The organism is Pseudomonas sp. SG20052 (assembly GCF_031766055.1).
GTDB classification, from domain to species: domain Bacteria; phylum Pseudomonadota; class Gammaproteobacteria; order Pseudomonadales; family Pseudomonadaceae; genus Aquipseudomonas; species Aquipseudomonas mandelii.
On sequence record NZ_CP134498.1, the window covers coordinates 3793278 to 3817738 of the forward strand.

21 protein-coding genes and 1 pseudogene are annotated in these 24461 nt (G+C 60.9%); 15 read left to right on the forward strand and 7 right to left on the reverse strand.

Going from position 1 to position 24461, the window contains the following annotated elements:
* Positions 1–71: 71 nt before the first annotated feature.
* Positions 72–1094 (reverse strand): protease SohB, encoded by a 1023-nt coding sequence (gene sohB, locus RHP74_RS17305; protein WP_010460936.1) that lies wholly within the window; start codon positions 1092–1094, stop codon positions 72–74.
* A gap of 204 nt (positions 1095–1298) precedes the next feature.
* Between sohB and RHP74_RS17310 the strand changes: the two genes are divergently transcribed.
* From RHP74_RS17310 to RHP74_RS17340, 7 genes are all read left to right on the forward strand, one after another.
* Positions 1299–2009 (forward strand): histidine phosphatase family protein, encoded by a 711-nt coding sequence (locus RHP74_RS17310; protein ID WP_077749673.1) that lies wholly within the window; start codon positions 1299–1301, stop codon positions 2007–2009.
* 64 nt (positions 2010–2073) lie between these two features.
* Positions 2074–2388, forward strand: coding sequence for an SCP2 sterol-binding domain-containing protein (locus RHP74_RS17315; RefSeq protein WP_010460940.1), 315 nt, complete (start codon positions 2074–2076; stop codon positions 2386–2388).
* A 294-nt stretch (positions 2389–2682) separates the two neighbouring features.
* Complete coding sequence (locus RHP74_RS17320) at positions 2683–4530, forward strand: amidohydrolase (protein WP_311100506.1); 1848 nt, start codon at positions 2683–2685, stop codon at positions 4528–4530.
* Between the two features lie 302 nt (positions 4531–4832).
* Positions 4833–6557: a hydrogenase maturation protein gene (locus RHP74_RS17325; RefSeq protein WP_311095938.1), complete on the forward strand. Its 1725-nt coding sequence runs from the start codon at positions 4833–4835 to the stop codon at positions 6555–6557.
* Positions 6558–6611: 54 nt separating this feature from the next.
* Positions 6612–7475, forward strand: coding sequence for a LysR family transcriptional regulator (locus RHP74_RS17330; protein ID WP_010460947.1), 864 nt, complete (start codon positions 6612–6614; stop codon positions 7473–7475).
* 100 nt (positions 7476–7575) lie between these two features.
* Positions 7576–8715: an SRPBCC family protein gene (locus RHP74_RS17335; RefSeq protein ID WP_169857638.1), complete on the forward strand. Its 1140-nt coding sequence runs from the start codon at positions 7576–7578 to the stop codon at positions 8713–8715.
* Positions 8712–9803: an SMP-30/gluconolactonase/LRE family protein gene (locus tag RHP74_RS17340; RefSeq protein WP_010460951.1), complete on the forward strand. Its 1092-nt coding sequence runs from the start codon at positions 8712–8714 to the stop codon at positions 9801–9803. Before RHP74_RS17335 ends, RHP74_RS17340 begins: the two co-directional genes overlap by 4 nt.
* Positions 9804–9909: 106 nt before the next feature.
* Here the strand turns inward: RHP74_RS17340 and RHP74_RS17345 are convergent, their stop codons facing one another.
* A complete protein-coding gene (locus RHP74_RS17345) occupies positions 9910–10152 on the reverse strand; it encodes a hypothetical protein (protein WP_010460953.1) in 243 nt (80 codons plus the stop codon).
* 111 nt (positions 10153–10263) lie between these two features.
* Positions 10264–10506 (reverse strand): hypothetical protein, encoded by a 243-nt coding sequence (locus RHP74_RS17350; protein WP_010460955.1) that lies wholly within the window; start codon positions 10504–10506, stop codon positions 10264–10266.
* A gap of 218 nt (positions 10507–10724) precedes the next feature.
* Between RHP74_RS17350 and RHP74_RS17355 the strand changes: the two genes are divergently transcribed.
* Complete coding sequence (locus RHP74_RS17355) at positions 10725–11246, forward strand: DUF4142 domain-containing protein (protein ID WP_010460957.1); 522 nt, start codon at positions 10725–10727, stop codon at positions 11244–11246.
* A 54-nt stretch (positions 11247–11300) separates the two neighbouring features.
* Here RHP74_RS17355 and RHP74_RS17360 read toward each other — a convergent pair whose 3' ends face one another.
* Positions 11301–11573 (reverse strand): hypothetical protein, encoded by a 273-nt coding sequence (locus RHP74_RS17360; RefSeq protein WP_083376566.1) that lies wholly within the window; start codon positions 11571–11573, stop codon positions 11301–11303.
* 76 nt (positions 11574–11649) lie between these two features.
* On the opposite strand from RHP74_RS17360, the pseudogene RHP74_RS17365 reads away from it, so the two are divergent.
* Positions 11650–11853 (forward strand): annotated as a pseudogene (locus RHP74_RS17365) (hybrid sensor histidine kinase/response regulator); the annotation flags it as partial.
* Between the two features lie 76 nt (positions 11854–11929).
* Here the strand turns inward: RHP74_RS17365 and RHP74_RS17370 are convergent.
* From RHP74_RS17370 to RHP74_RS17380, 3 genes are all read right to left on the reverse strand, one after another.
* The gene (locus RHP74_RS17370) at positions 11930–14557 is read right to left on the reverse strand and encodes an excinuclease ABC subunit UvrA (RefSeq protein WP_311095939.1); all 2628 of its coding nucleotides are present in this window, start codon (positions 14555–14557) and stop codon (positions 11930–11932) included.
* 121 nt (positions 14558–14678) lie between these two features.
* Positions 14679–16790, reverse strand: a complete 2112-nt coding sequence (locus RHP74_RS17375) for an ATP-binding protein (RefSeq protein WP_311095940.1) — start codon at positions 16788–16790, stop codon at positions 14679–14681.
* Positions 16791–16936: 146 nt separating this feature from the next.
* Positions 16937–17626, reverse strand: a complete 690-nt coding sequence (locus RHP74_RS17380) for a GntR family transcriptional regulator (protein ID WP_010460977.1) — start codon at positions 17624–17626, stop codon at positions 16937–16939.
* Positions 17627–17766: 140 nt separating this feature from the next.
* Here RHP74_RS17380 and RHP74_RS17385 point away from each other — a divergent pair, with 140 nt between their 5' ends.
* The 6 genes from RHP74_RS17385 to RHP74_RS17410 all read left to right on the forward strand — a co-directional run bounded on the left by RHP74_RS17385 (position 17767) and on the right by RHP74_RS17410 (position 24449).
* Complete coding sequence (locus RHP74_RS17385) at positions 17767–18852, forward strand: ABC transporter ATP-binding protein (RefSeq protein ID WP_010460980.1); 1086 nt, start codon at positions 17767–17769, stop codon at positions 18850–18852.
* A gap of 1 nt (position 18853) precedes the next feature.
* Positions 18854–19771 (forward strand): ABC transporter permease, encoded by a 918-nt coding sequence (locus RHP74_RS17390; protein WP_102593986.1) that lies wholly within the window; start codon positions 18854–18856, stop codon positions 19769–19771.
* Entirely contained in the window at positions 19768–20556 is a 789-nt protein-coding gene (locus RHP74_RS17395) for an ABC transporter permease (protein ID WP_010460984.1), read from the forward strand. Before RHP74_RS17390 ends, RHP74_RS17395 begins: the two co-directional genes overlap by 4 nt.
* Before the next feature lie 17 nt (positions 20557–20573).
* Positions 20574–21635, forward strand: a complete 1062-nt coding sequence (locus RHP74_RS17400) for an extracellular solute-binding protein (RefSeq protein WP_010460986.1) — start codon at positions 20574–20576, stop codon at positions 21633–21635.
* A gap of 133 nt (positions 21636–21768) precedes the next feature.
* A complete protein-coding gene (locus RHP74_RS17405) occupies positions 21769–22965 on the forward strand; it encodes an amidohydrolase family protein (RefSeq protein ID WP_311095941.1) in 1197 nt (398 codons plus the stop codon).
* Positions 22962–24449, forward strand: a complete 1488-nt coding sequence (locus tag RHP74_RS17410; RefSeq protein ID WP_311095942.1) for an amidohydrolase family protein — start codon at positions 22962–22964, stop codon at positions 24447–24449. The genes RHP74_RS17405 and RHP74_RS17410 overlap by 4 nt, the downstream gene beginning before the upstream one ends.
* The last annotated feature ends 12 nt before the right edge of the window (positions 24450–24461 follow it).

Genomic DNA, 24461 nt, shown 5'->3' on the forward strand with positions numbered 1-24461 from the left:
ATCTATATACCGCCACAAAAAAACGGTCGCTTTCACTGCAAGGCAGTGCAAGCGACCGTTAATTTAAAGTGTTACCAAAAGCGTTGCTGGGTTAACCGGCTCCACCAGCTCAGCAATACGCGATCCACCGACCCACTGGCCGCCATCCCGATACGCTCTTGCAGGCTTTTGCGTTCGGCGTAATGCAAATGGTACAGCTCCGACTTCTTCGCTCGTTCAGCGAGGTATTCGTCGCTGGTCTTGAGTTCGTCCACCAGTTGCTTGTCCAGCGCGGCGATGCCAAGCCAGATTTCACCGGTGGCCACTTCGTCAATGGCCAGTTGCGGGCGATAACGCGAGACGAAGTTCTTGAACAGCTGGTGGGTGATGTCCAGGTCTTCCTGAAACTTCTCGCGGCCTTTCTCTGTGTTTTCGCCAAACACAGTCAAGGTGCGCTTGTATTCGCCGGCGGTCAGGACTTCGAAGTCGATGTCGTGCTTTTTCAGCAAGCGATTGACGTTAGGCAACTGCGCCACGACGCCGATCGACCCCAGAATCGCAAACGGGGCGCTGATGATCTTCTCGCCGATACACGCCATCATGTAGCCGCCACTGGCCGCGACCTTGTCGATGCAGATGGTCAACGGCACGCCGGCATCGCGGATGCGCGCCAGTTGCGAGGACGCCAGGCCGTAGCTGTGAACCATGCCGCCGCCGCTTTCCAGACGCAGTACCACTTCGTCTTTGGGCGTCGCCAACGTCAACAGTGCCGTGATCTCGTGGCGCAGACTTTCAGTGGCCGACGCCTTGATGTCGCCGTCGAAATCCAGCACGAATACCCGCGGCTTGGCCTCGGGTTTCTTCTTTTGTTTTTTATCGGTTTTAGCCTGGGACTTGCGCAAGGCCTTGAGCTGGTCCTTGTCGAGCAAGGTTTGCTCCAGGCGTTCGCGCAGCTCTTTGTAGAAATCATTCAGTTTGCTGACTTGCAACTGGCCGGCCGATTTGCGCCGACCTTTGCTGCGCAGCGCCGCGAAACTGGCCAGGACCACCAGAATGGCGATCACCAGTGTCACGGTCTTGGCCAGGAAACTGGCGTACTCGGACAAAAACTCCACAGTGACTCCTTCAAAACGATGCGCGGCTTAAAACACGCGCGGGACAACGCCAGCATACCCATGCTCCGCCTCGGCGGCCAGCCGTGAAACCTCTGGCAACAGGCCTGTAACGGGCATTTCAAACAAGCGTATGTTTTTTCATTGACAGCTCACTGTCATCCTCATAACCTCGCCAAACCTTCAACGTACCGGGATGACGCGGACGTGGGCAGCATCTATCTGATTCGACATGGCCAGGCCTCCTTTGGTGCAGACGACTATGACGTCCTGTCGCCGACCGGTGTTCGCCAGGCAGAAATCCTCGGCCAGCACCTCGCCGAGCTGGGTGTCAGCTTTGACCGCTGCCTGTCGGGCGACTTGCGCCGTCAGCAGCACACCGCCACCAGCGCGCTGGAACAGTTCGCTGCCGTGGGCCTGCCGGTGCCGACCCTGGAAATCGATTCCGCCTTCAACGAATTCGACGCCGACGCGGTGATCCGCGCGCTGCTGCCAGCCATGCTGGAGGATGAACCCGAAGCCCTGGACATCCTGCGCAATGCCGCGCAAAACCGTGCCGAGTTCCAGCGCATCTTCGCCCTGATCATCGAGCGCTGGCTTGCCGGCACCTATGACACGCCGGGGCTTGAAAGCTGGCTTGGGTTTGTCGAACGCGTACAGGCCGGTCTGCACCGCCTCCTCGAAAGCGCCGACAACACCCAGAAAATCGCCGTGTTCACCTCCGGTGGCACCATCACTGCCCTGCTCCACCTTATTACTCAGATGCCCGCAAGGCAGGCATTTGAACTGAACTGGCAAATCGTCAACACCTCGCTCAACCTGCTGAAGTTTCGCGGTCGCGAGGTGGCACTGTCTTCTTTCAACAGTCATGCGCACTTGCAGCTGTTGAAGGCACCGGAACTCATCACGTTTCGCTGAGTCCGGACTATTGTGACCCTGGCTGTAATCACCCAGCTCTAATTACCCAAGAAAGGATCGAACCATGACCTCCGTAGCTGATGCCGTACAAGCAATGAAAGCCAAGTTCAACCCAGCCGCCGCTGCCGGTCTGGACCTGGTATTCGGTTTCCGCATCGACGATACCCAGAATTTCTCGCTGGTCGTCAAAGATGGCGCCTGCGAGCTGCAGGAAGGCGAAAATCCTGACGCCCAGGTCACTCTGGTGATGGACGGCGAAACCCTGCAAGGCATCGTCGACGGTTCGACCGACGGCATGCAAGCGTTCATGGGCGGCAAACTGCGCGCTGAAGGCGACATGATGCTGGCCATGAAACTGTCCGAGCTGTTCCCAAGCTAAGACGGCGGTTCCCGTCTTCGGGAACCTCTCTGGCTGCACACGAATCCCGCCCCTTGTGGCGGGATTCGTCGTTTTCCGCCCCCGCAAATCGGCTACCGGTGAATTTGCCGTCTATATTCCTTGTGGCCGCATGCGTCAGACATCGGCTGTTTGCCCCTCGATGAATTGACGGAGCGCACTGCCATGAGTCCACCTGACAACCACGAAGGTCTGAACCGCCGACGTGTACTGCAAGGCCTTTCGGCAGGCGCCGTCGGTGCCTGGATCAGCCCGCTCATCGCAGGGAGTAAAACCATGCCCGACACCCCGGCCGACCTCATTCTGTACAACGGACGCCTGCACACCGTCGACCGCAAGAAACCCCAGGCCAGCGCCGTCGCGATCAAGGACGGACGCTTCGTGGTAGTCGGCAGCGACGCCCAGGCCATGGCCCTGCAAGGCCCCGGCACACAGATCGTCGACTTGCACGGACGCACGGTGATTCCCGGCCTCAACGACTCGCACCTGCACCTGATCCGCGGTGGCCTGAACTACAACCTCGAGCTGCGCTGGGAAGGCGTGCCGTCGCTGGTCGATGCCCTGCGCCTGCTCAAGGACCAGGCCGACCGCACGCCCACACCGCAATGGGTGCGGGTGGTCGGTGGCTGGAACGAATTCCAGTTCGCCGAGAAGCGCCTGCCGACCATTGAAGAATTGAACAAAGCCGCACCGGACACCCCGGTGTTCGTGCTGCACCTTTACGACCGCGCCCTGCTCAACCGCGCGGCGCTGAAAGTGGTCGGTTATACCCGCGACACGCCGAACCCGCCGGGCGGCGAAATCCAGCGGGACGCTAATGGTGATCCCACCGGCATGCTGATCGCCCGCCCGAACGCGATGATTCTCTACTCGACCCTGGCCAAGGGGCCGAAGTTGCCGCTGGACTATCAGGTCAACTCGACCCGCCAGTTCATGCGCGAACTCAATCGCCTCGGCGTGACCAGCGCCATCGATGCCGGCGGCGGTTATCAGAATTACCCGGACGACTATCAAGTCATTCAGCAGCTGGCCAAAGACCAGCAACTCACCGTGCGCATCGCCTACAACCTGTTCACACAGAAACCCAAGGAAGAGCTGACCGACTTCAAAAACTGGACCAGCACCTCCCATTACGGCCAGGGCGACGATTTCCTGCGGCACAACGGTGCCGGGGAAATGCTGGTGTTTTCGGCGGCCGACTTCGAAGATTTTCTCGAACCACGCCCGGACTTGCCGCAAACCATGGAACAGGAGTTGGAACCGGTGGTGCGGCATCTGGTGGAACAGCGCTGGCCGTTCCGCCTGCATGCCACCTACAACGAATCCATCAGCCGCATGCTCGACGTGTTCGAGAAGGTCAATCGCGACATCCCGTTCGACGGTTTACCGTGGTTTTTCGATCATGCGGAAACCATTATCCCGCGGAACATCGAGCGGGTCAAAGCCTTGGGCGGGGGCATCGCCATTCAGGATCGCATGGCTTTCCAGGGCGAATACTTCGTCGACCGCTATGGCGCCAAAGCCGCCGAACACACGCCGCCGATTGCACGCATGCTCGCCGAAGGCATTCCGGTGGGTGCCGGCACCGATGCCACGCGGGTGTCCAGCTACAACCCCTGGACATCGATGTATTGGCTGGTCAGCGGCCGCACCGTTGGCGGACTGGAACTGTACCCGCAAGGCTTGAGCCGCGATACGGCGTTGGAACTCTTCACCCACGGCAGCGCCTGGTTTTCGTCCGAACAAGGCAAGAAAGGCCAGATCAAGGTCGGGCAACTGGCGGATCTGATTGCACTGTCGGCGGACTATTTCCACATCGACGATGAAGCGATCAAATGGATCGAGTCGGTGCTCACCATTGTCGACGGCAAGATCGTCTACGGCAGCGTCGAGTTTGAAAAACTCGGGCCGCCGCCGATTCCTGTGGTGCCCGAGTGGTCGCCCGTCGCCAAGGTGCCGGGCCACTGGAAGCCCGTGGCGCCACTGACGGCGCAGGTGCATCAATGCATCGGCGCGTGCGCGGTGCATGCGCACAGCCACGAGCGGGCGCGATTGTCGTCAGCGCCGGTCAGCGACTTTCAGGGGTTCTGGGGCGCGTTTGGCTGTTCGTGTTTTGCGTTTTGAACAATGATCCCCCCCACACCCACTGGGGGTCTGCCTCAGGCATGACTCCCAGGCTGTAGCCGCACTCGCACCCCCCCTTCTTTAGCGACCGCCGACATCGCAAACTCGTCTAAAAAACTGTTAGTTCTTACAGGTGCCAGCACAAGGACGTAGGCCCTATTCTTTCAACTGACAGGCAAGTCGGAATGGTTTGACCCACATCAAGGTCCAGCGCCTGTCATTCCCGCACCCTAACTTGCATCGAAAGCCAATGAAGGCTTATTCGAGGCTGATGGCCGGCCATTCTCAAGGAAGAGTCAAACATGCGTTCACTCAACATTATTCTGTTGTCATCGGCATTCAATGGTCTGAGCCAAAGGGCCTGGCTCGAATTGCGCGAGTTGGGACATAGCCCCAGCGTAGTGCTGTTCACCGACGAAGAAGCTGTCTGCGAGCAGATTGAGCAGTCGGGGGCCGACCTGGTGATTTGCCCCTTCCTCAAGGACCGGGTGCCGCCACTCCGGTGGAGCAACCGTGATCGCCCGGTGGTGATTATCCATCCGGGCATTGTCGGTGACCGGGGCGCCAGCGCACTGGATTGGGCCATTACCCGTGAGCTGACCCGCTGGGGTGTCACCGCGCTTCAAGCCGTGGAAGACATGGATGCCGGGCCGGTCTGGTCTACGTGGGAATTCAACCTCCCCCAAGGCCTGCGCAAATCCGAGCTGTATAACGGCCCGGTCAGCGATGCGGCGATCCGCTGCATTCGTGATGTCGTGGACAAATTCATCGACGGTTATGAGCCCGTACCGGTCGAACATCATCCCCGGGTGATGGGCCACTTGCAGCCGAACATGAACCAGGCTGATCGGACCTTCGGTTGGCATGACTGCTCGCGATTCATCAAACGCTGCATCGACGCAGCGGACGGGCAACCTGGCGTATTGGCGAGCCTGGCAGGTGGTCAGTATTACGTGTACGACGCCCATCTGGACTCACGCAGCGGCACACCTGGAGACATTCTGGCGGTGCGCGACGACGCGGTACTGGTCGCCACCGGCGATCACAGTGTGTGGATCGGTTCGATGCGACGCAAACCCCGCCCGGGCGAAGAAACCTTCAAACGTCCAGCCCGGCATGTACTCGCTGCTCAGCTGAATAACGTGCCCATCCTCCACGGATCGATCGCCTCGTCCCCTGACACCGAAACCTATCAACCGATCCGCTACCGTGAATCGGGGACTGTCGGCGAGCTCACTTTCGAGTTCTATAACGGCGCCATGAGCACCGAGCAATGCCAGCGACTGGTCACCGCTCTGCGCTGGGCCAAGACCCGAGATACCCAGGTGCTGCTGATCAAGGGTGGGCGCGGAAGTTTCTCCAATGGCGTGCACCTCAACGTGATCCAGGCTGCCGAGGCGCCGGGGCTGGAGGCCTGGGCCAATATCCAGGCGATCGACGACGTCTGCGAAGAAATGCTCAGCGCCCGTCAACTGGTGGTCAGCGGCCTGACGGGCAGTGCCGGGGCCGGCGGCGTGATGCTGGCGCTGGCCGCAGATATTGTCTTCGCCCGCGCGGATATCGTCCTCAACCCGCACTACAAAACCATGGGGCTGTACGGCTCTGAATACTGGACCTACAGCCTGCCCCGCGCCGTCGGTCCGCGGATGGCGGAAAAACTTTGCGAGGAGTGCCTGCCGGTCAGCGCGACGCATGCCATGCAACTGGGCATGGTTCAGGAAATCGGCCCACGCTGCCCGGACGCGTTCGGCCGGTGGTTGTTGCAACGGGCAGGCAATGCGCTGACCGATCCGGCGTATGCCGCTGTGCGCGAGCGCAAGAGACGGCTCGATACGCAACTCATGCAGCACTGCAGAAACGCCGAGCTGGCGGCGATGGAACTGGACATGGTGCACGACCGCAAACAGTTCGCCGAGAAGTGTCGACATTTTGTGTTCAAGCGCAAGGCGTGCGGCACACCGGTGCGGCTGGTGGCGCAGTGGGCACGCCAGCGCAGCCGGACGCAGCCGTTGGCCGCTGCTACATAAGCCGGCCCCCGCAGATACGTTTACAATGCCGGCACCTCCCGCACCGGCCGCCCCATGGACATTGATCTCGCTCGCACCTTTCTGGAAATCGTTCGCCACGGCAGCCTGGCTGCCGCGGCGGAAAAACTTCACGTCACCCAGACCGCAATCACGGCGCGCGTGCAAAAACTCGAGAGCCAGCTCGGCAGCACGTTATTCGTGCGCAACCGTGCCGGCGCGCGGCTGACCCCCAATGGCGAGGCCTTTGTGGTGTACGCCAATCAACTGGTCGAGACCTGGGAAGCCGCGCGGCGGGACTTGCCGTTGCCCGACGGTTACCGCGATGTGCTGCACATTGGCGGCGAGGTCAGTCTGTGCAATCCGCTGATGCTCAGTTGGGCCGGCGAACTGCGCGAGAAGATTCCCAGTCACGCCTTGCGCATGGAAATCCGCGACGGCGAGACCCTGCTGCGCCAACTGGAACTGGGGGTGCTGGACGCGGCGCTGGTTTATCAGCCCGAATATTGGCCGCGCCTGCAAGTCGAGCAGATCCTCGAAGAAAAACTCATCCTGGTACGCCTCGCCGGGCAGCCCGATCCTTATGTGTATATCGACTGGGGTCCGGACTTCCGCCGCCAGCACGATGCCGCCCTGCCGGAAAAAGCCAAGGCCGCCCTGAGCTTTAACCTCGGCCCCCTGGCCTTGCAATACATTCTGGAAAACGGCGGCAGCGGCTACTTCCGTACACGCGTGGTGCAGAGCTACCTCGAAAGCGGCGTGCTGGAGCCCGTGCCCAAAGCCCCGGAATTCAGTTACCCGACCTACCTGGTTTACTCGCGGGATCGCGACTCGGCGACCCTGCAACGGGCCTTCGATTTACTGCGTGAAGTGATCAAGATCGACGACGACTGGTCCCAGCGCTGGAATCCGCTGACCTGAATACACCGGATCATGGCGCTTGTGTCATCCAGGTTTGCTCAAGCTTGCGCGGGCAGATCAGCTAATCTGCTGGTGATAACAATAAGCAGAGGTGAACGCAGTGAGGCAAACCACCCAGGCATTCCGCGATCGCTATCGCGCTGACATCCATCCGCGCTACAACCCTTGGCTGCACGGGGCCTTTGTGCTGCTGTTCGGCGTGCTGGCCATCGGTGGGTTCTGGAGCACTGTGCATCAGGTCCGGCCGCTGGAATGGCTGACAGTGCCGTTGACGCTGTTGTTCTTCAACTTCGGCGTGTACCTGGTGCATCGGCACTTGGGGCATCACAAAAAGAGCTTCGCGCGGATGTTCTACGCCCGCCATGCCGGCGACCATCACAGTTTTTTCGCCCCCGGCCACATGACCTACGATACTGCGCGGGACTGGCGGGTGATTCTGTTTCCAGCCTGGCTGATCGTGATCCACACCGTGGTCTTCACCCTGCCCGCCTGGTGGCTGTTCAAGCAGGTCAATGCCAACGTCGCCGGATTGTTTGGTGGCTGTCTGGTCCTCGGGTACCTGATGTACGAGGTGTTCCATGCCTGCGAGCATTTACCGCCGGACAACCCGGTCACGCGCCTACCGTGGATCCGCCAGATGCGCCGCCTGCATGAACTGCATCACCGCCGCGAGCTGATGCAGGAACGCAATTTCAATATCGTTTTCCCGCTGATGGACTACCTGTTCGGCACCCTGTACTGGGAGCCGGTGCCTGCCCCCCTGACGAGTACGACCATGACCCGCATGCAGCACCAGATCGCTATCGCTGGAACTCCGATTGACGTGCTCGCCTATGCCAGCACCGTCACCCGTTGGCCGGAGTGGCATCCTTCGTCCCTGAAGGTCGAGGGCCAGGGTGGGCCGCTGCATGCCGGCCTGCGGTTCGAGGAGGACATCAGTGCCGGCGGGCGCGCGGGGCACTTGAGTTGGGAAGTCAACGAATACCTGCCAGGACGCCGCTGGAGTGCCTGGGCGCGCGGTGATCACGGGTTGTCGCTGGTCGTGACCTACGAATGCGAGGCGCAGGGCGAAGGCACACGTTTTGTACGGACCCTGGAGTATCAATTCTCGGGCCTGGCGATGCGCATCACTAATCGATTGCTGCTCAAGCGACGTATCGAGCGTGAGTCCGCAGCATCGATGCTGGCGTTGCGTGACATGGCGCAGAAAAACCTGAATCCGGCAGGAGTCAGCGTGTGAGAAGCGCCTTCAGGTTTCGCCATCTGTTGTCGCTGCTGATCATTGTCCTGGGGGCTTTTCTATTGTTGTTCCCGACCAAGGTTCGGCCGGTGGCCTGGACACCGCCGCCGGCGCCATCCCTGACCAGCGGGGTGTATGCCGACAATCAGCGGCTCAAAGGGGTGGAGCGTGTCGGCCCGGCGGACATCGAAGGGCCCGAGGCGCTGCTGCTGGAAGATAACGTGCTCATCACCGGGCTGCACGACGGCCGGCTGATCCGCACCAGCCTCGACGGCAAGGACACCAAAGTGCTGGCCGATACCGGCGGCCGGCCTCTGGGCCTGGCGCGGCACCCGAACGGGTTGCTGGTCATCGCTGACGGCGTGAAGGGTTTGCTGTCCCTGGATGCCCAGGGCCGGTTGATCCCGCTGACCACCTCGGCCGGCGGCGTGCCTTTCGGGTTTACCGATGACGTGGCCATCGATAAATCCGGGCACTACGCCTATTTTAGCGACGCTTCCAGCCGCTGGGGCTACGGCAAGGATGGCGAGGCAATCATCGAGCACGGGGGCGACGGCCGTTTGTTGCGTTACGACTTCCAGACCGGCAAGACCACGGTGTTGCTGGACACGCTGGAGTTTGCCAACGGCGTGACGCTGGGCCCGGACGACAGCTTTGTGCTGGTCAACGAAACCGGCGCTTACCGCATCATCCGCTTCTGGTTGAGCGGGCCGAATGCCGGAACTCACGATGTATTTATCGACAATCTGCCAGGGCTGCCGGACAACCTCGCGTTCAATGGCCGCGACCGTTTCTGGGTGGCGCTCTACGCACCCCGTAATGCGCTGCTCGACGCCACGGCGCAGCACCCGTTCGTGCGCAAAATGATTGTTCGGGCATTGACGGTACTGCCCAAACCCGTGGAAAAGCGCGCCTTTGCGCTCGGTCTGGACCTGGACGGCAAGGTGATTGCCAACCTGCAGGATGCGAGCACCGGTAATTACTCGCCGATCACGACAGTACGCGAGTATGGGGACTGGTTGTACCTGGGTTCGTTGAAGGCAAAAAACATGGCGCGCCTGCCCCTGAACACCGCGCTCCAGAAATAACGCACACCAAAAATGTGGAGCGGGCCTGCTCGCGCGGGCAGCCTGCCATTCAATAGTGATATTGACTGGCAGGCTCGCTCCTACAGGGGGTATGTGGTGGTTTTGGCTAGCGGGGATCTATCTCGTTATCGCGCACGGCATTGTCCGTCTCTTCAAGCACCCGCTCAGGGTCCATCGCGGTGGAGTCGTCTTCATCCAGCGGGCGCACGCCTTCGTTGTTCGGCAATTCGTCGATGCCCGGCTCGTCTTCGGGATTGACCGTCGTGCGGCCGGGGCTTAGTGGTTCGGGATGAGTCGGGATCGGGTCGTACCCGCCCTGCTCTTCACTTGGAAATCTGGGCTCGTTCATAAGGCACCTCGCAAGGAGTCGAAAAGGTCGGACTCTGATCTTTCGAGGTGCCGGTATTGATCACCGTTCCAATTTTTCATTCACCGGTTGTCGGTGGGTGGACAAGGCGTGTCAGGACGGCGATTGGAGCCGGTCAACGATCTTTTGCTTAACCTGCACGCGCGTCTCCTTGAGCTTCTTCAGTGCGTCATCGCTGGGCGCATCCGATTTTGCGGTTTCAGCCTTTACTACCTCGGCGTCCGCTTGCGAATACTTGTTGATCAGTGAATCCAGTAACGGATCCTTGGAGCGTTTTTGCTGGATATCTTCCTTTGAAAGTTTCAGGTCCTGATAAAGGTCGTGTGGCACCGGCATGGAACACCTCCGTTTGTTGATCGGCAGCAAACGCGATCGATTGCGTTCGCCAACTATCAGAATGGCCTCGGTTGGCCGGTTCTGTCGACCGCCTATCAGACCAGCGGTGTCCGTTCGTCGTCCTGGCGCAAACCCGATAAAACCTTTAGCGCAGCGCCTGCCTCCATTGAATAACGATCACCTCGATCGCTAACCCGAACCTGTGTGGAGAATGACCAATGGACGGATTCACCCTGCGCCATCTCGCCCTGGCCGTCGCCTTGAGCACCAGCATGGGCACAGCTTTTGCTGCCACTTCCAATGACTTTGTCGACAACGCAGCCGCAGGTGGCATTGCGGAAATCGAGACCAGCCGACTGGCGCTGGAAAAAAGCTCATCGGCCGACATCAAGAAATTCGCCAACATGATGATCACCGATCATTCCAAGGCTAACGATGAACTGGCGGCCCTGGCGAAAAAGAATGACATCGAGGTCCCGGACGAGACGACGCTGGTCAAACAGGCCAAGGAAAAAATCCTCGAGATGCGGGACGAGTCCTTCGACGCGGCCTACGCCAATAACCAAGTGAAGGCCCACGAAGACACGATCAAGCTGTTCGAAAAACAGGCCAACACGGTGACGGACGACAAGGTCAAAGGCGCCACCGATTTGAAAGGCTTCGCGCAAAAAATGCTGCCGGCACTGGAAAAACACCTGGAGATGGCGAAAGAGCTCCAGGCTGCGCACCCCAGCAAATAACCGGTAAAAAGAAGGCCGCATCGATGGATGCGGCCTTTCTGCATACTGCCGGCACTAGCCGCCATCGGTATCGATGTCGGCATCCGTATCATCGCCGGGTTTCGGCCGGTCGGGATTCGGTTTGAAGCCGGGGCTGAACTCGTTGTCATTGTCGGTATGGCGGTTCTTCTGATCCACCGCTGCGTCAGCGCTTTCTGAGTCGGAGGATTGGCTCTGACGCTGACCGCCTGGCGCACCCTCATCCGGCTTCTGCGGGTCAATCGCCGGGTCATTGCGGTCGACCGGCATCCCCGATTGATCCTGTTGTTGTGTCGATTCGTCTTTCATACACACCTCGCTCGTAACGGCCAGCCCACGATTCAAACAGCCGGGGGCTTAAAGGTTCGAAGCCACCCCGGGACAGGGGTTCAATCGAATGGGAGGCCTATCGCCGTCGACGGCAGTGCCGGGCTGGCGCGAAGGCTTGCCGATCCTGTTCATGACCGGCTACGCGGAGAACGCGATCAATCGCCAGGTATTCCTCGGCGATGGCATGGAGATGCTGATCAAGCCGTTTCAGATCAATGAGCTGTTGGACAAAGTCCGACGCACGCTCGATTGCGCCTGACACCCATCCTGTAGGAGCGAGGCTCGCCCGCGAAGAACGATAACCGGATTTTGATCGTTCCCACGCGTGGGAACGATCATAGGACCCGGGCCAGGAACGGCGCAGTCCTGCTCTTCTTGCTCCTGGCGACTTTCTGCGGCGTGCCGGCAACGACAATCTTGCCGCCCTGATCCCCCGCCCCCGGCCCGATATCAATCACCCAGTCACTCTGCGCCACCACGCGCATTTCATGCTCCACCACAATCACCGTGTGCCCCGCCGCGACCAGCGTATTCAACTGTTCGAGCAACCGGTCAACGTCCCTTGGATGCAAGCCGGTGGTGGGCTCGTCGAGCACATACAACGTCGCCCCGCGCTGGTTGCGTTGCAGCTCGGTGGCCAGTTTGATGCGCTGGGCTTCGCCACCCGAGAGTTCCGTGGCTGGCTGGCCGAGGCGCAGATAGCCCAGGCCGATGTCGCGTAGCACTTCCAGCGAACGGCGAATGCCCGGTTGCTCGGCGAACACCTCGACCGCTTCGTCCACGGTCAATTGCAAGACCTGGGCAATGCTCAGACCTTGCCAGACAATCGCGAGCGTCTCGGGGTTGTAGCGAGCGCCATGGCACGTCGGACACGGTGCATAGACGCTGGGCATGAACAGCAACTCAACGCTGACAAACCCCTCGCCTTCGCACGTCGGGCAACGGCCTTTGGCGACGTTGAACGAGAACTGCCCGGCGTCGTAGCCCTCGGCCTGCGCCTGGGGGGTGGCGGCGTACAGTTTGCGCACGTTGTCGAACAGCCCGGTGTAGGTCGCCAGGTTCGAGCGCGGCGTGCGGCCGATGGGTTTCTGATCGACCTGCACCAGGCGCTTGATCGATTCCAGCCCCGCCGTGACCTGACCGCCGCTGACTTGTGGCGCATCGTCCTCAAGGCTCAACTCTTCAGGTTCGCTGGCGCTGGTCGCGCGCCCCAGATGCGCACCCACCAACTCGAGCAAGGCCTGACTGACCAGGCTTGATTTGCCGGAACCGGAAACGCCGGTCACCGAGGTAAAACACCCCAAGGGAAACTCGACGCCGAGATCGTTCAGGTTATTGCGCGTGATGCCTTCCAGGCGCAGCCAATCGGTCGGCTTGCGGCTGGTTCTGGCTTCGGTGACTTGCTCGGCGAACAGGTAGGCGCGGGTCTGGGAATCTTTGATTTCGGTCAGCCCCTGTGGCGGTCCGCTGTAGAGGATCCGACCGCCATGCTCACCCGCCGCCGGGCCGACATCGATCAGCCAGTCCGCACGGCGCATGGTTTCCAGGTCGTGTTCAACCACAAACAACGTATTACCAGCCGCCTTCAAGCGTTGCAGCGCTTCGAACAGCGCTTCCCCATCGGCCGGATGCAGACCGGCCGACGGTTCATCCAGCACGTAGATCACGCCGAACAACTGCGAACCCAATTGCGTGGCCAGGCGCAGCCGTTGCAACTCGCCGGACGACAGTGTCGGCGTGCTGCGCTCCAGCGCCAGATAACCAAGACCCAGATCGGTCAACGTGCTGACCCGTTCCAGTAAATCCTGGGCGATGCGTTGCGCGGCCAGGCGTTTCTCCACCGACAAGTTAGGCGTATGCCGCACATCCGGCGCGTTGGCGTGGCCGCTGACGCCGTGGGCCACGCGCTGTTCACGGGCCTCGCGGGTCTGACGGTGAGTCAACACCTCGCCCGCCTCATCGGCCTGTTCAAGGTAGCTGTGGGCCGCCACCGGTTTCAGCACCTCGGCCACTTGCAGCAACGGCATCTGCGACAGCTCGCCGATGTCATAGCCGGCAAAGGTCACCGACAACGCCTCGCGCTTGAGCCGTTTACCGTCGCACAACGGGCAAGGACTGCCGAGCATGAATTGCGCGACGCGCTTCTTCATCAACGCACTTTGCGAGTGGCTGAACGTGTGCAGGATGTAGCGTCGGGCGCCGGTGAAGGTGCCCTGGTAGCTGGGCTCCATTTTGCGTTTGAGCGCCACTTTGGTTTCTTCCGGGGTGAGCCCGGCATACACCGGAACAGTCGGTGTTTCCTCGGTGAAGAGGATCCAGTCACGCTGCTTTTTCGGCAGATCGCGCCAGGGTTTGTCGACGTCGTAGCCCATCGTCACCAGGATGTCGCGCAGGTTCTGCCCTTGCCACGCCGTGGGCCAGGACGCCACCGCCCGTTGGCGGATGGTCAGGCTCGGGTCCGGGACCATCAAGGCTTCGGTGACTTCATACACCCGGCCCAGGCCATGACATTCGGCGCAGGCGCCTTGAGGCGTGTTGGGCGAGAAGTCCTCGGCATACAGCATCGGCTGCCCCGGCGGATAACTCCCGGCCCGGGAGTACAGCATGCGGATCAGGCTCGACAGCGTCGTCACGCTGCCCACCGAAGACCGCGTACTCGGCGTGCCGCGCTGCTGTTGCAGGGCCACGGCCGGGGGCAGGCCTTCGATGGAATCCACGTCCGGCACACCGACCTGATCGATCAGCCGCCGCGCGTAGGGCGCCACGGATTCGAAATAGCGGCGCTGCGCTTCAGCGTACAGCGTGGAAAACGCCAGCGACGACTTGCCCGACCCCGAGACGCCGGTGAACACCACCAGGGCATCCCGTGGAATGTCGACGTCAATGTTCTTGAGGTTGTGTTCCCGGGCACCGCGTACCCTGACCATGCCGGAAGGAGGATTGGAGGTACGCGTTGAAGTCATCGTGAGCCCTTATTGGATAGCAGAAAAAACACAAAATCCTAGGGAGCGAGCGTGCTCCCACCTGATCATTCCCGCGCAGAGCGAGGGAACGATCATTCAACCCCCCATAATGTGTGCGTGGTCAGCCACTGAGGACGGTGTGGATCATGTGTGTCAGGGCTTCGGGCCCATAAGGTTTGCTCAGCAGATGGGTATCCGGGCTGAGCTGGTGATTGCGCGAGATGATGTCCCGGGTGTGGCCGGAGGTAAACAGCACCGCCACCGGGGGATTCTGCACCTTGGCCCAGGCTGCCAGGTCCGAGCTTTTGATCAGGCCGGGCATGACAACATCGGTGAAAATCAGGTTCACCCGCACGCCCTCCAGCAACATCTGCATCGCCTGGTCGCCGTTGGCCGCGGTGAGGACCTGATAGCCCTCTTCGCTCAGCAATTCCACCGCCGAGCTGCGCACCGCTTCGTTGTCCTCCACCACCAGGATGGTTTCGTGCCCGCCCTGCCGGGGTGTATTACGTAATGTTGTTTCACTGGGCAACGCACGCAAGCTGCGCGGGAAGTAAAGCTGCACCCGAGTGCCCTGCCCGACGATGCTGGAGATCTCGATGTGCCCGCCGCTCTGTTTGACGAAACCGAACACCATGCTCAGTCCCAACCCCGTGCCCTGACCATCGGCCTTGGTGGTGAAAAACGGCTCGAACGCCTGCCCGAGTATTTCGGGCGACATACCGGCGCCGCTGTCGGCCACCGCGACACGCACATAATCGCCCGCCGCGATGCCCTTACCGGCACAGAATTTACGATCGAGCGCGACATTCCCGGCGCTCAGCTCAATGGTCCCTTCGCCCTGCATGGCGTCACGGGCATTGATCGCCAGGTTGAGAATGGCGTTTTCCAACTGGTTGCGGTCGACGTTGATGTACCAAGGTTCTTGCGGCACCTGCACATCAATCTGGATGGTTTCCCCCAGAGCCCGTTGCAACAGCTCACCCAGCCCTTCGAATATCAGTTGTGGGTCGCACACCGCCGGCGACAACGGTTGGCGGCGGGCAAACGCGAGCAATTGCGAAGACAGTTTGGCGCCGCGCTCGACGGCCGCAATCGACGCACTGACCCGGCGCTGCACGTTGGCGTTGTCCGGCTCATGCCGCGCCAGCAGGTGCAGGTTGCCGGCGATCACCTGCAGCAGGTTATTGAAATCGTGGGCCACGCCGCCGGTGAGGCCGCCGATGGCTTCGAGCTTCTGCGACTGGCGCAGTTGCTCTTCAGCCGCCAGCCGCGCATCGACTTCGTCGGCCACGCGCTGCTCCAGGTTGCGGGTGAATTTGAGCAGAGAATCTTCAGCAATCTTGCGTTCATGAATGTCAATCAACACGCCGGGGAAGCGGAACGGCTCGCCCTGCTCGTTGAACTCGCAGCAGCCGCTCGCCTGCACCCACAAATAGCTGCCGTCGGGGCGCAATACCCGGTACTCGGCGTTGAAGGGCTCGCCGGTGGCCACTGACTGACTGACCCGTTCCTGGACCCAGCTGCGGTCGTCGGGATGAATCTTGGCTTCAGCAATGTCGGCGGGCAGGTCGGCCAGGTTCTGCTCGGTCGGGTAGGAGAACGTCCGGGCGAAGCGCTCGTCACCGGACAGCACGTTGCCCTTGATGTCCCAGACGAACGAGCCGAGCAAAGCCCCGGCATTGAGCGCCAGGCGCACCCGTTCGTTGTCGGCGCGATAGGCGTCTTCGGCTTCCTGGCGCCGGCGTTCGGAGATCACATATTCAGTGGTTTCAACGACCATCGCCATGACCCCGGCGGGGCGCCCTTCATCATCGGCGACAGGGCTGTAATAGAGGTCCAGCCAGACGTCTTCGGGGACTCCGTCGCGTAGCAATTCCAGCAATTTATTACGATAGGACAAGGTGCCGCCGGCCAGGCAGGTATCCACCACATGTCGATTGAACTCGGCCACTTCCGGCCAACCCAACTCGACCGGCGAGCCCAGCAGATACGGATGGCGGCCACCGGCAAACGTCGAGTAGGCATCGTTATAGATCATGTAGCCCTCGCGCCCCCAGAGCATCACCATCGGCAGTGGCGACGCGAGCATCAGCCGCACCGTGCTGCACAGACTGGCGGGCCAGGTGTCGATGTTTCCAAGCTCGGTCTGGCTCCAGTCGAACGCGCGGATGCGCCCGGCCATTTCACCGTTCCAGCCGGCACACCCGTGGCTATCAGATAGAAACTGCATCGACTGGCTCTTTGTCCCTGTGAGTGACTGAAATGCGGGATCGCAGTGCGAGGACGGCGCGTGCCCGTTTGTTTCGAGCATCGCCGACGCCAATGGTTTCATATGAGGTTAGCCGATTCAAACCGTGCGGGCTCTTGTGGCGAACGCTAGACCTCAATCAGGTGCTTGAGCGGGTGGTAGCCGGTTTTCAGTGTGGCGGCAACGTCGAGGATCGCCTTCTCGATACCATTCAAATGCATGCAGGTCAGCTCAATGGCCGCGCTTTGATTGCCGGCCTCGATGTATTCGATCAGCCGAAGATGTTCGTCATCGCGGCACGCCTCGTGGCTGTCGTCATCGAGGGCGGCGGCGTACAGCGAGGCGCGGGAAATCAGCTTCTGGAACCAGTCCAGCAGCACCGGGTTGTTCAGGCTTCGCGCGAGTTTGATGTGGAACTCGCCGAGCAGATGAATCAGCCGTTCGTGGTCGCCGCTGCGGTGCGCTTCATCTTCCAGCAACAAATGATCGCGCAAGTCCTGGGTCACCGCGGTGTCCCGACGACGGCAGAGTTCGCTGACGATGCCGATCTCGATCAACCGCCGGGTTTCGAACAGCGAACGGATCTCTTCGTCGCTGGGCAACGACACCGATGCCCCCTTATTGGGCTCGGTGGTGACCAGCCCATCCGCTTCCAATTGCTTGAGCGCGGCACGAACCGACGTGCGGCTGACATTAAAAAGTTCGGCCAGCGAAGCCTCACCGAGCTTCATGCCGGGACGCAACGAACGTTTGCTGATCGCCTCGTAAACCCCTTGGTAGACGCGGTCGACCGTGGTTTCGAGTTTCTTATCGGTCATTTCAACCCTCCTTTAGCGCTAAACAACCGGCCCCAGGCGATGAGCAGCCTTTGAAAAAGGGGGTTGCACGGGCAGATTAATCCGGTTATTTGTAGATTGCATCCAGATATTGCATACAATAATCAGAGGACTGCACCATTATGGGTCAACCAATAGCTATCGAAGTGCGTAACGTCTCTAAACGGTATTCCGACGATCCGGGACTGGCTCCAGCCCTCGACAACGTATCAGTCGACATTGCCGACAACGAATTCTTCACCCTGCTCGGCCCTTCAGGCTGCGGCAAAACCACCCTCCTGCGTACCATCGCTGGCTTCGAACATGTCAGCGACGGCGAGATCCGGCTGGCGGGCGAACCGGTCAACGATTTGCCGCCGTTCAAGCGTCGGGTCAACACCGTCTTTCAGAGCTACGCGCTGTTTCCGCACATGAGTGTCGCGCAGAATATCGCCTTCGGCCTCGAGATGCAGGGTCTTGATCACAAGCAAATTGCCCAGCGTGTCGATGAGATGCTGGCGCTGGTGCAAATGCAACACCTGGCCAGGCGCAAACCGGCCGAATTGTCTGGCGGTCAACAGCAACGCGTAGCCCTGGCCCGGGCCCTGGCGCCGAAACCCAAAGTACTGTTGCTGGATGAGCCGCTGTCGGCGCTGGACCTCAAGCTGCGCAAGGAAATGCAGGTCGAACTCAAGCGCGTACAGAAGGAAGCCGGCATCACCTTCATTTTCGTGACGCATGATCAGGAAGAAGCGCTGACGCTGTCTGATCGCATTGCCGTGATGTCCGCCGGCAAGATCCTGCAGATCGGCACGCCCAACGACATTTACGAACGCCCGCAACATCAATTCGTCGCCCAGTTCATCGGCGACATCAACTTCCTCCCCGGCCACCTCAAGCGCGGCCAGCAGAACGAAAAACTCTTCGTGCCGAGCGGCATGCCGGTGGAAATTCCTTGCCCGGCTCAAGGCTTCGACGGCGCCAAGGTGCAATTGGCCTTCCGCCCGGAACGTTCGCAACTGGTCGATCCGGCGCAACCGCATCACCTGCGCGGCGTAATCGAAGCGGTGTTGTATGTCGGCACCGCGACGCTTTATCAGTGCCGCTTGAACAACGACATCAAGGTCATGCTGCGCGAAAACAACGAAGGCCTGAACCGTGGCCGGGTGGTCGGTGATCGCGTGGCGGTCAATCTGCCGCCCCACGCCTGCCTGTTGATGGAGGCCTGAGATGAGCGTCAGTAGCACTTCTCCCGCCCTCAACCGCGCCCTGTTACTGAGCCCGGTGATTCTGACCTTGCTGGCGCTGATCGCGATTCCGCTGGGGATCATGGGCTACATCAGCCTGTTGCCGCGCAATGTGTACGGCGGCGTCGACTGGCAGGCCGACTGGCAATTGCAAAGCTACGTGCAGCTGTTTTTCCAGGAAGGATTCGACGGTGAACTGGAACTGAACTGGGTCTACGCCCAGGCGTTGTTGCGCTCGGTGTTCCAGGCGGGTGGCACCACCATGCTGTGTTTCCTGTTCGGCTTTCCGGTGGCGTTGTGGATGTCGAGCCTCACGCCGCGTCGGCGCAACCTCATGGTCTTGCTGATTACCATCCCGTTCTGGACCAACCTGCTGATCCGCAACTACGCCTGGCTGATCATCCTGCGCGAGCACGGCTGGGTCGCGCAAAGCCTCAACGCGCTGTTCCCCCAGGCCGGCGGCATCACCCTGCTCTACAACGACTTCGCCGTCTGTGTCGGGCTGGTCTACAGCTTCTTGCCGTTCATGATTTTGCCGATCTATTCGACCCTGGAAAAACTCGACTGGCGCCTGGTGGAAGCCGCCTACGACCTCGGTGCCAATCGCTGGCATGCGCTGAAGCGGATCATCCTGCCGCTGTCGATGCCGGGGGTGATTGCCGGTGCCCTGCTGGTGTTTGTGCCGAGCCTGGGGGCCTTCATCACCCCGGCGATTCTCGGCGGTGGCAAGACGCTGATGATCGGCAACCTGATCCAGCAGCAGTTCGGCACCGCGCGCAACTGGCCGCTGGGCAGTTCGCTGTCGTTCCTGTTGCTGGGGATTCTGCTGCTGTCGCTGGTGGGTTACGCCCTCTATAGCCGCAGCGCTGCCAAAACACTACGTCGGGGAGCCACCGCATGATCGCCCTGCACCTGAAAAAACTGCCACTGACCCGCGAAGTCAGCCTGCTGATCCTGGCCTATCTGTACGTGCCGATCTTCGTCCTGATCGCCTACAGCTTCAACGCCAACCGCTCGGCGACGGTGTGGACCGAGTTTTCGTTCGCCTGGTACGGACGGATTCTGGCCAACCCGTCGATCCAGACGGCGGCATTGAATTCGATCATCGTCGCCAGCATCGCCACGGTCTGCGCCACGGCGATTGCGCTGCTCGCGGCATTGGCGACGTACCGGCCGTTCTATGGACAGAAGATGGTCGAGGGCGGGATCAACCTGCCGCTGATCCTGCCGGAAATCGTCACCGCCGTGGCCACGCTGCTGCTGTTCATGGCGCTGGGAATCAAGCTCGGTTTGCTGACGGTGATCGTCGCGCACATCGGCTTCTGCATTCCCTTCGCGTACCTGCCGATCCGCGCACGCCTGAATGATCTGGACAAGAGCCTGCTGGAGGCGGCGAACGACTTGTACGCCAACCCGTGGCAGGTGTTCCGCCGGGTGACGCTTCCGCTGTTGTGGCCGGCAGTGCTGTCCGGTTCGGTGCTGGCGTTCGTGGTCAGCCTCGACGATTTCATCATGACCTTCTTCGTCGCCGGCCCGGGTTCGACCACCTTGCCGGTGTACATCTTCTCGGCAATCAAGGCCGGCGTAACACCGGAGATCAATGCGATCTCGACCCTGATGCTGTTGATTTCCATCGTGCTGGTGGTGCTGGCCTTCTGGCTGGGACAGCGCGGTAAACAACAATGAGCCTGGAGCGTTCTCGAATGAAAACAAAAAGCATGCGTCCCGCTGTCGCCGGTCTGGCCCTAAGCTGCTTCACTGCACTCACTGCGTTCGGCGCGCACGCCGCCGAACCCAAGGAACTGTTTTTCTACAACTGGACCGATTATTACCCGGTCGACCTGCTGGCCAAGTTCGAAAAGGAGACCGGGATCAAGGTCACCATGGACGGCTACGACAGCAACGAAACCCTGCTGGCCAAGTTGCAGGCCGGTGGCGCGGCGTATGACGTGATCGTGCCGTCGCAGTCGATCATGCGCACCTTGATCAACCAGAACCTGCTGCTGGAAATCGACGCCTCCACCCTGCCCAACTTTCAATACGTGAAACCCGCATTCCGCGACCCGGTATTCGATCCCGGCCGCAAGTTCTCCGCACCGTATTTGTGGGGCACCACCGGATTCTCCTATGACAGCGCGCGCGTGCCCGGCGGCAAGCTCGACGATTCGTGGAAAGAGTTCTTCGAACCGCGCAAGGAACTGCAAGGGCAACTCGCCGCCCTCGACACTTCCAGCAGCGTGATCAACGCCGCCAGCCATTACCTGAACGTCGACGAATGCAGCGAAAACCCGCAGGACGCCAAGCGCATCCTCGAACTGCTGCAAAAACAGAAACCGTTCCTGAAGATGTACAGCTCGGACAACACCGTCGACCGCATGGCCTCCGGTGAAGTGATCATGATGCAGAACTGGAACGGCTCGACCGCACGCGCCACCTTGCAGAAGAGCACCATCAAATACGTGTATCCGCGCGAAGGCCTGGCGATGTTCCAGGACAACTTCGCCGTGCCGAAAAGCGCACCGCACCCCGGTAACGCGAAGATTTTCATCGACTGGATGATGAAACCGGAAAACGCCGCCGCCGTGTCCAATTCCATTGCCTACGCCAACGGCATCCAGAGCGACAAGCTGCTCGACGCCAAGTGGAAAGTCATGGACGCCATCAACATGCCCGACGAATTCGCCTCGCGCTTGCGGCCTGAGAAAGAGTGCAGCAACAAGGCGCGGGAGCTGCAGGATCGGGTTTGGTCGAAGCTCAAGGGCTGAGTGCCTGGCTTTAGACCGAGGCGCGGCCTTCGCGGGCAAGCCTTGTTCCTACAGGGGAATGCGCATCCTTGTAGGAACGAGGCATGCCCGCGAAGACGCCGGCCAATCCACCATCAAATTTGAGGTGTATGCAATGACTCAACCCCGCTGGCTACGCAACGTGCGCCCCTACGGCGCCACAGCCGAAGACCTGCTGCTGGAAAACGGCCTGTTCAAACAACGCCGCCCGGCCTCCAACACCGCGCTGGCCGCCACCGACATCGACGGCCAATACCAGCTCCTCACCCCTGCCCTGGTGGAAAGTCACGTCCACCTCGACAAAACCCTGTGGGGCCAACCCTGGCGCCCGAACAGCGCCGGCCCGACCCTCAAGGACTACATCGCCAACGAGCGCCGCGTCCTGCGTGAAGTTGACGTGCCCATCGCCCATCGTGCCGGCGCGTTGCTGGAAAACTGCATCGCCCGTGGCTCGCTGACGATGCGTTGCCACGTCGACATCGACCCGGAATTCGGCCTGCGCCATGTCGAGGCCATGCAACAACTGCGCGACATCTACCGCGACCTGATCGACCTGCAACTGGTGGTGTTTCCGCAAACCGGCCTGATCAGCCGCCCCGGCACCGCCGAACTGATGCGCGAAGCCATGGCGCTGGGCGTGGAAAACGTCGGCGGCCTCGACCCGTGCGGTATCGACAACGACCCGGTCGCGCAACTCGACTTCGTGTTCAAGCTGGCCAGCGAATTCGACCGTGGCGTCGACATTCACCTACATGACAAAGGTGAACTGGGCCTGTGGCAAATCGCGTTGATCGCCGATTACACCGAGCGCTTCGGGCGGCAAGGTCGGGTGATGATCAGTCACGCTTACTGCCTGGGGATGTTGCCGTGGAGTCAGGTCAAACCGCTGGCCGAACGCTTGGCGGCGTTGAGCATTTCGCTGATGAGTTCGGCGCCGGCCGATTGCGCGGTGCCGCCTTTCCTTGCGTTGCGTGAAACAGGCGTGAATGTCTGCCTGGGTTCGGACGGCATTCGCGATGCGTGGTCGCCGATGGGCAACGGCGACATGCTGGAACGGGCAATGCTGCTGGCCTTGCGCTTTGACTTGAACAAGGACGATGAACTGGCCGCAGCGTTCGAAGCGGCGACGGTGAACGGTGCCCGGGCGCTGGGTTGTGAACGGTATGGATTGGAGATCGGCCAAGCGGCGGACTTCCTGCTGATGCCGGTACAGACTTTGGGCGAAGCCGTGGTTTCTCGACCCGTGCGGCAGGTTTATCGCGGCGGTGAGTTGATCGCCTCTGGTGGTCGGCTGCTGGAAAGCCGCTTGTGAAATGCATCGGTCTGAAGGCCAGTTGCGTGGTCGGCTTCGACGGCACGCAGCATGTGCTGTGGCGCGACGGCGAAGTGGTGTTCGAAGGTTCGCGCATTGTGTTTGTCGGGCGTGGTTTTACCGGGCCGGTCGATCAGTGGATCGACTATGGCAATGCGTTGATCGGCCCGGGTTTCATCGATCTGGACGCACTCGGGGATCTGGATTCCACGGTGCTGACGCTGGACAACGGCGATGAACGCGACATGGGCCGGATGTGGTCTGAGGACTATCTGGCGGCCGGTCCGCGCGAGAGTTTCGACCCTGATGAAGAAGTCTTCAAATACCGCTACGCCTTCACGCAGTTGATCCGCAACGGCATCACCACGGCCCTGCCAATCACCTCGATGTACTACCGCGAGTGGGCCGAGACCTACGACGAATTTGCAGCGGTGGCCGGCGTGGCGGCCGAACTGGGGCTGCGCACTTACCTCGGCCCCTGCTACATGAGCGGCATGAGTTATTGGCGGGCCGATGGCACCCTCGGGCATCACTGGGATGAAGCCCGGGGAATGGCCGGACTCGATGCGGCGGTTCGGTTTTTCCATGATTTCGAAGATGCGCACCAAGGCTTGATTCGCGGCGCCTTGTTGCCGGATCGCATCCAGACCTGCGCCCCGGCGCTGCTGCAACGCACCGCCGCGCTGAGTCGCGAATTGAGCGCGCCGATGCGTTTGCATTGCTGCCAGGGGCTCGGCGAGGTGGCGATGGTCGAGCAACTGCGTGGTGTGTCGCCGCTGCACTGGTTGCAGCAACTGGACCTGCTGACCCCGCACAGCCTGCTGCCCCACGGCATCTACACCTCGGGCGATGACGATCTGCAACGGGTGGTGGATGGCGGCGCAAGCCTGGTGCATTGCCCGGTGGTGTTTGCTCGCGATGGTGAGGCACTGAATTCGTTTGGGCGCTATCGGGCCAAGGGCATCAACTTCGCCTTGGGCACTGACACCTGGCCGGCGGATCTGCTGGAAAACATGCGCCAGGGGTTGAACATCGCCCGTTTGATGGAAGGCGGCGATGCGTTGACCTCCACGCTGGATATGTACAACGCCGCCACCCTCGGCGGTGCGAAAGCCTTGGGCCGCGATGATCTCGGTCGCCTGGCAACCGGGGCCAAGGCCGACATCACGGTGTTCAGCCTTCGCGGCCTGCACCTGGGGCCGTTGTTCGATCCGCTGAAAAACCTGGTGCTGGCCGGGCGCGGTGACGACTGCATCGCCAGTTACATCGACGGCCGCTGCGTGATGCAAGACGGCCAGGTTCAGGGCATCGATTACCCCGCTCTGCAACGCCAGGCCCAACAACAATTCGAAAAACTGATGCGCAGCCACAGCGACCGGGCCATGGGCCGACCGGACTGGAAAACCCTGTTCAAACCGGTCATTCCGTTCGCCGATGACTACAGCGCAGACGCGCCGTTGAGCGCAATCAATCCCCTTATTTAGAGATGTCTGCCA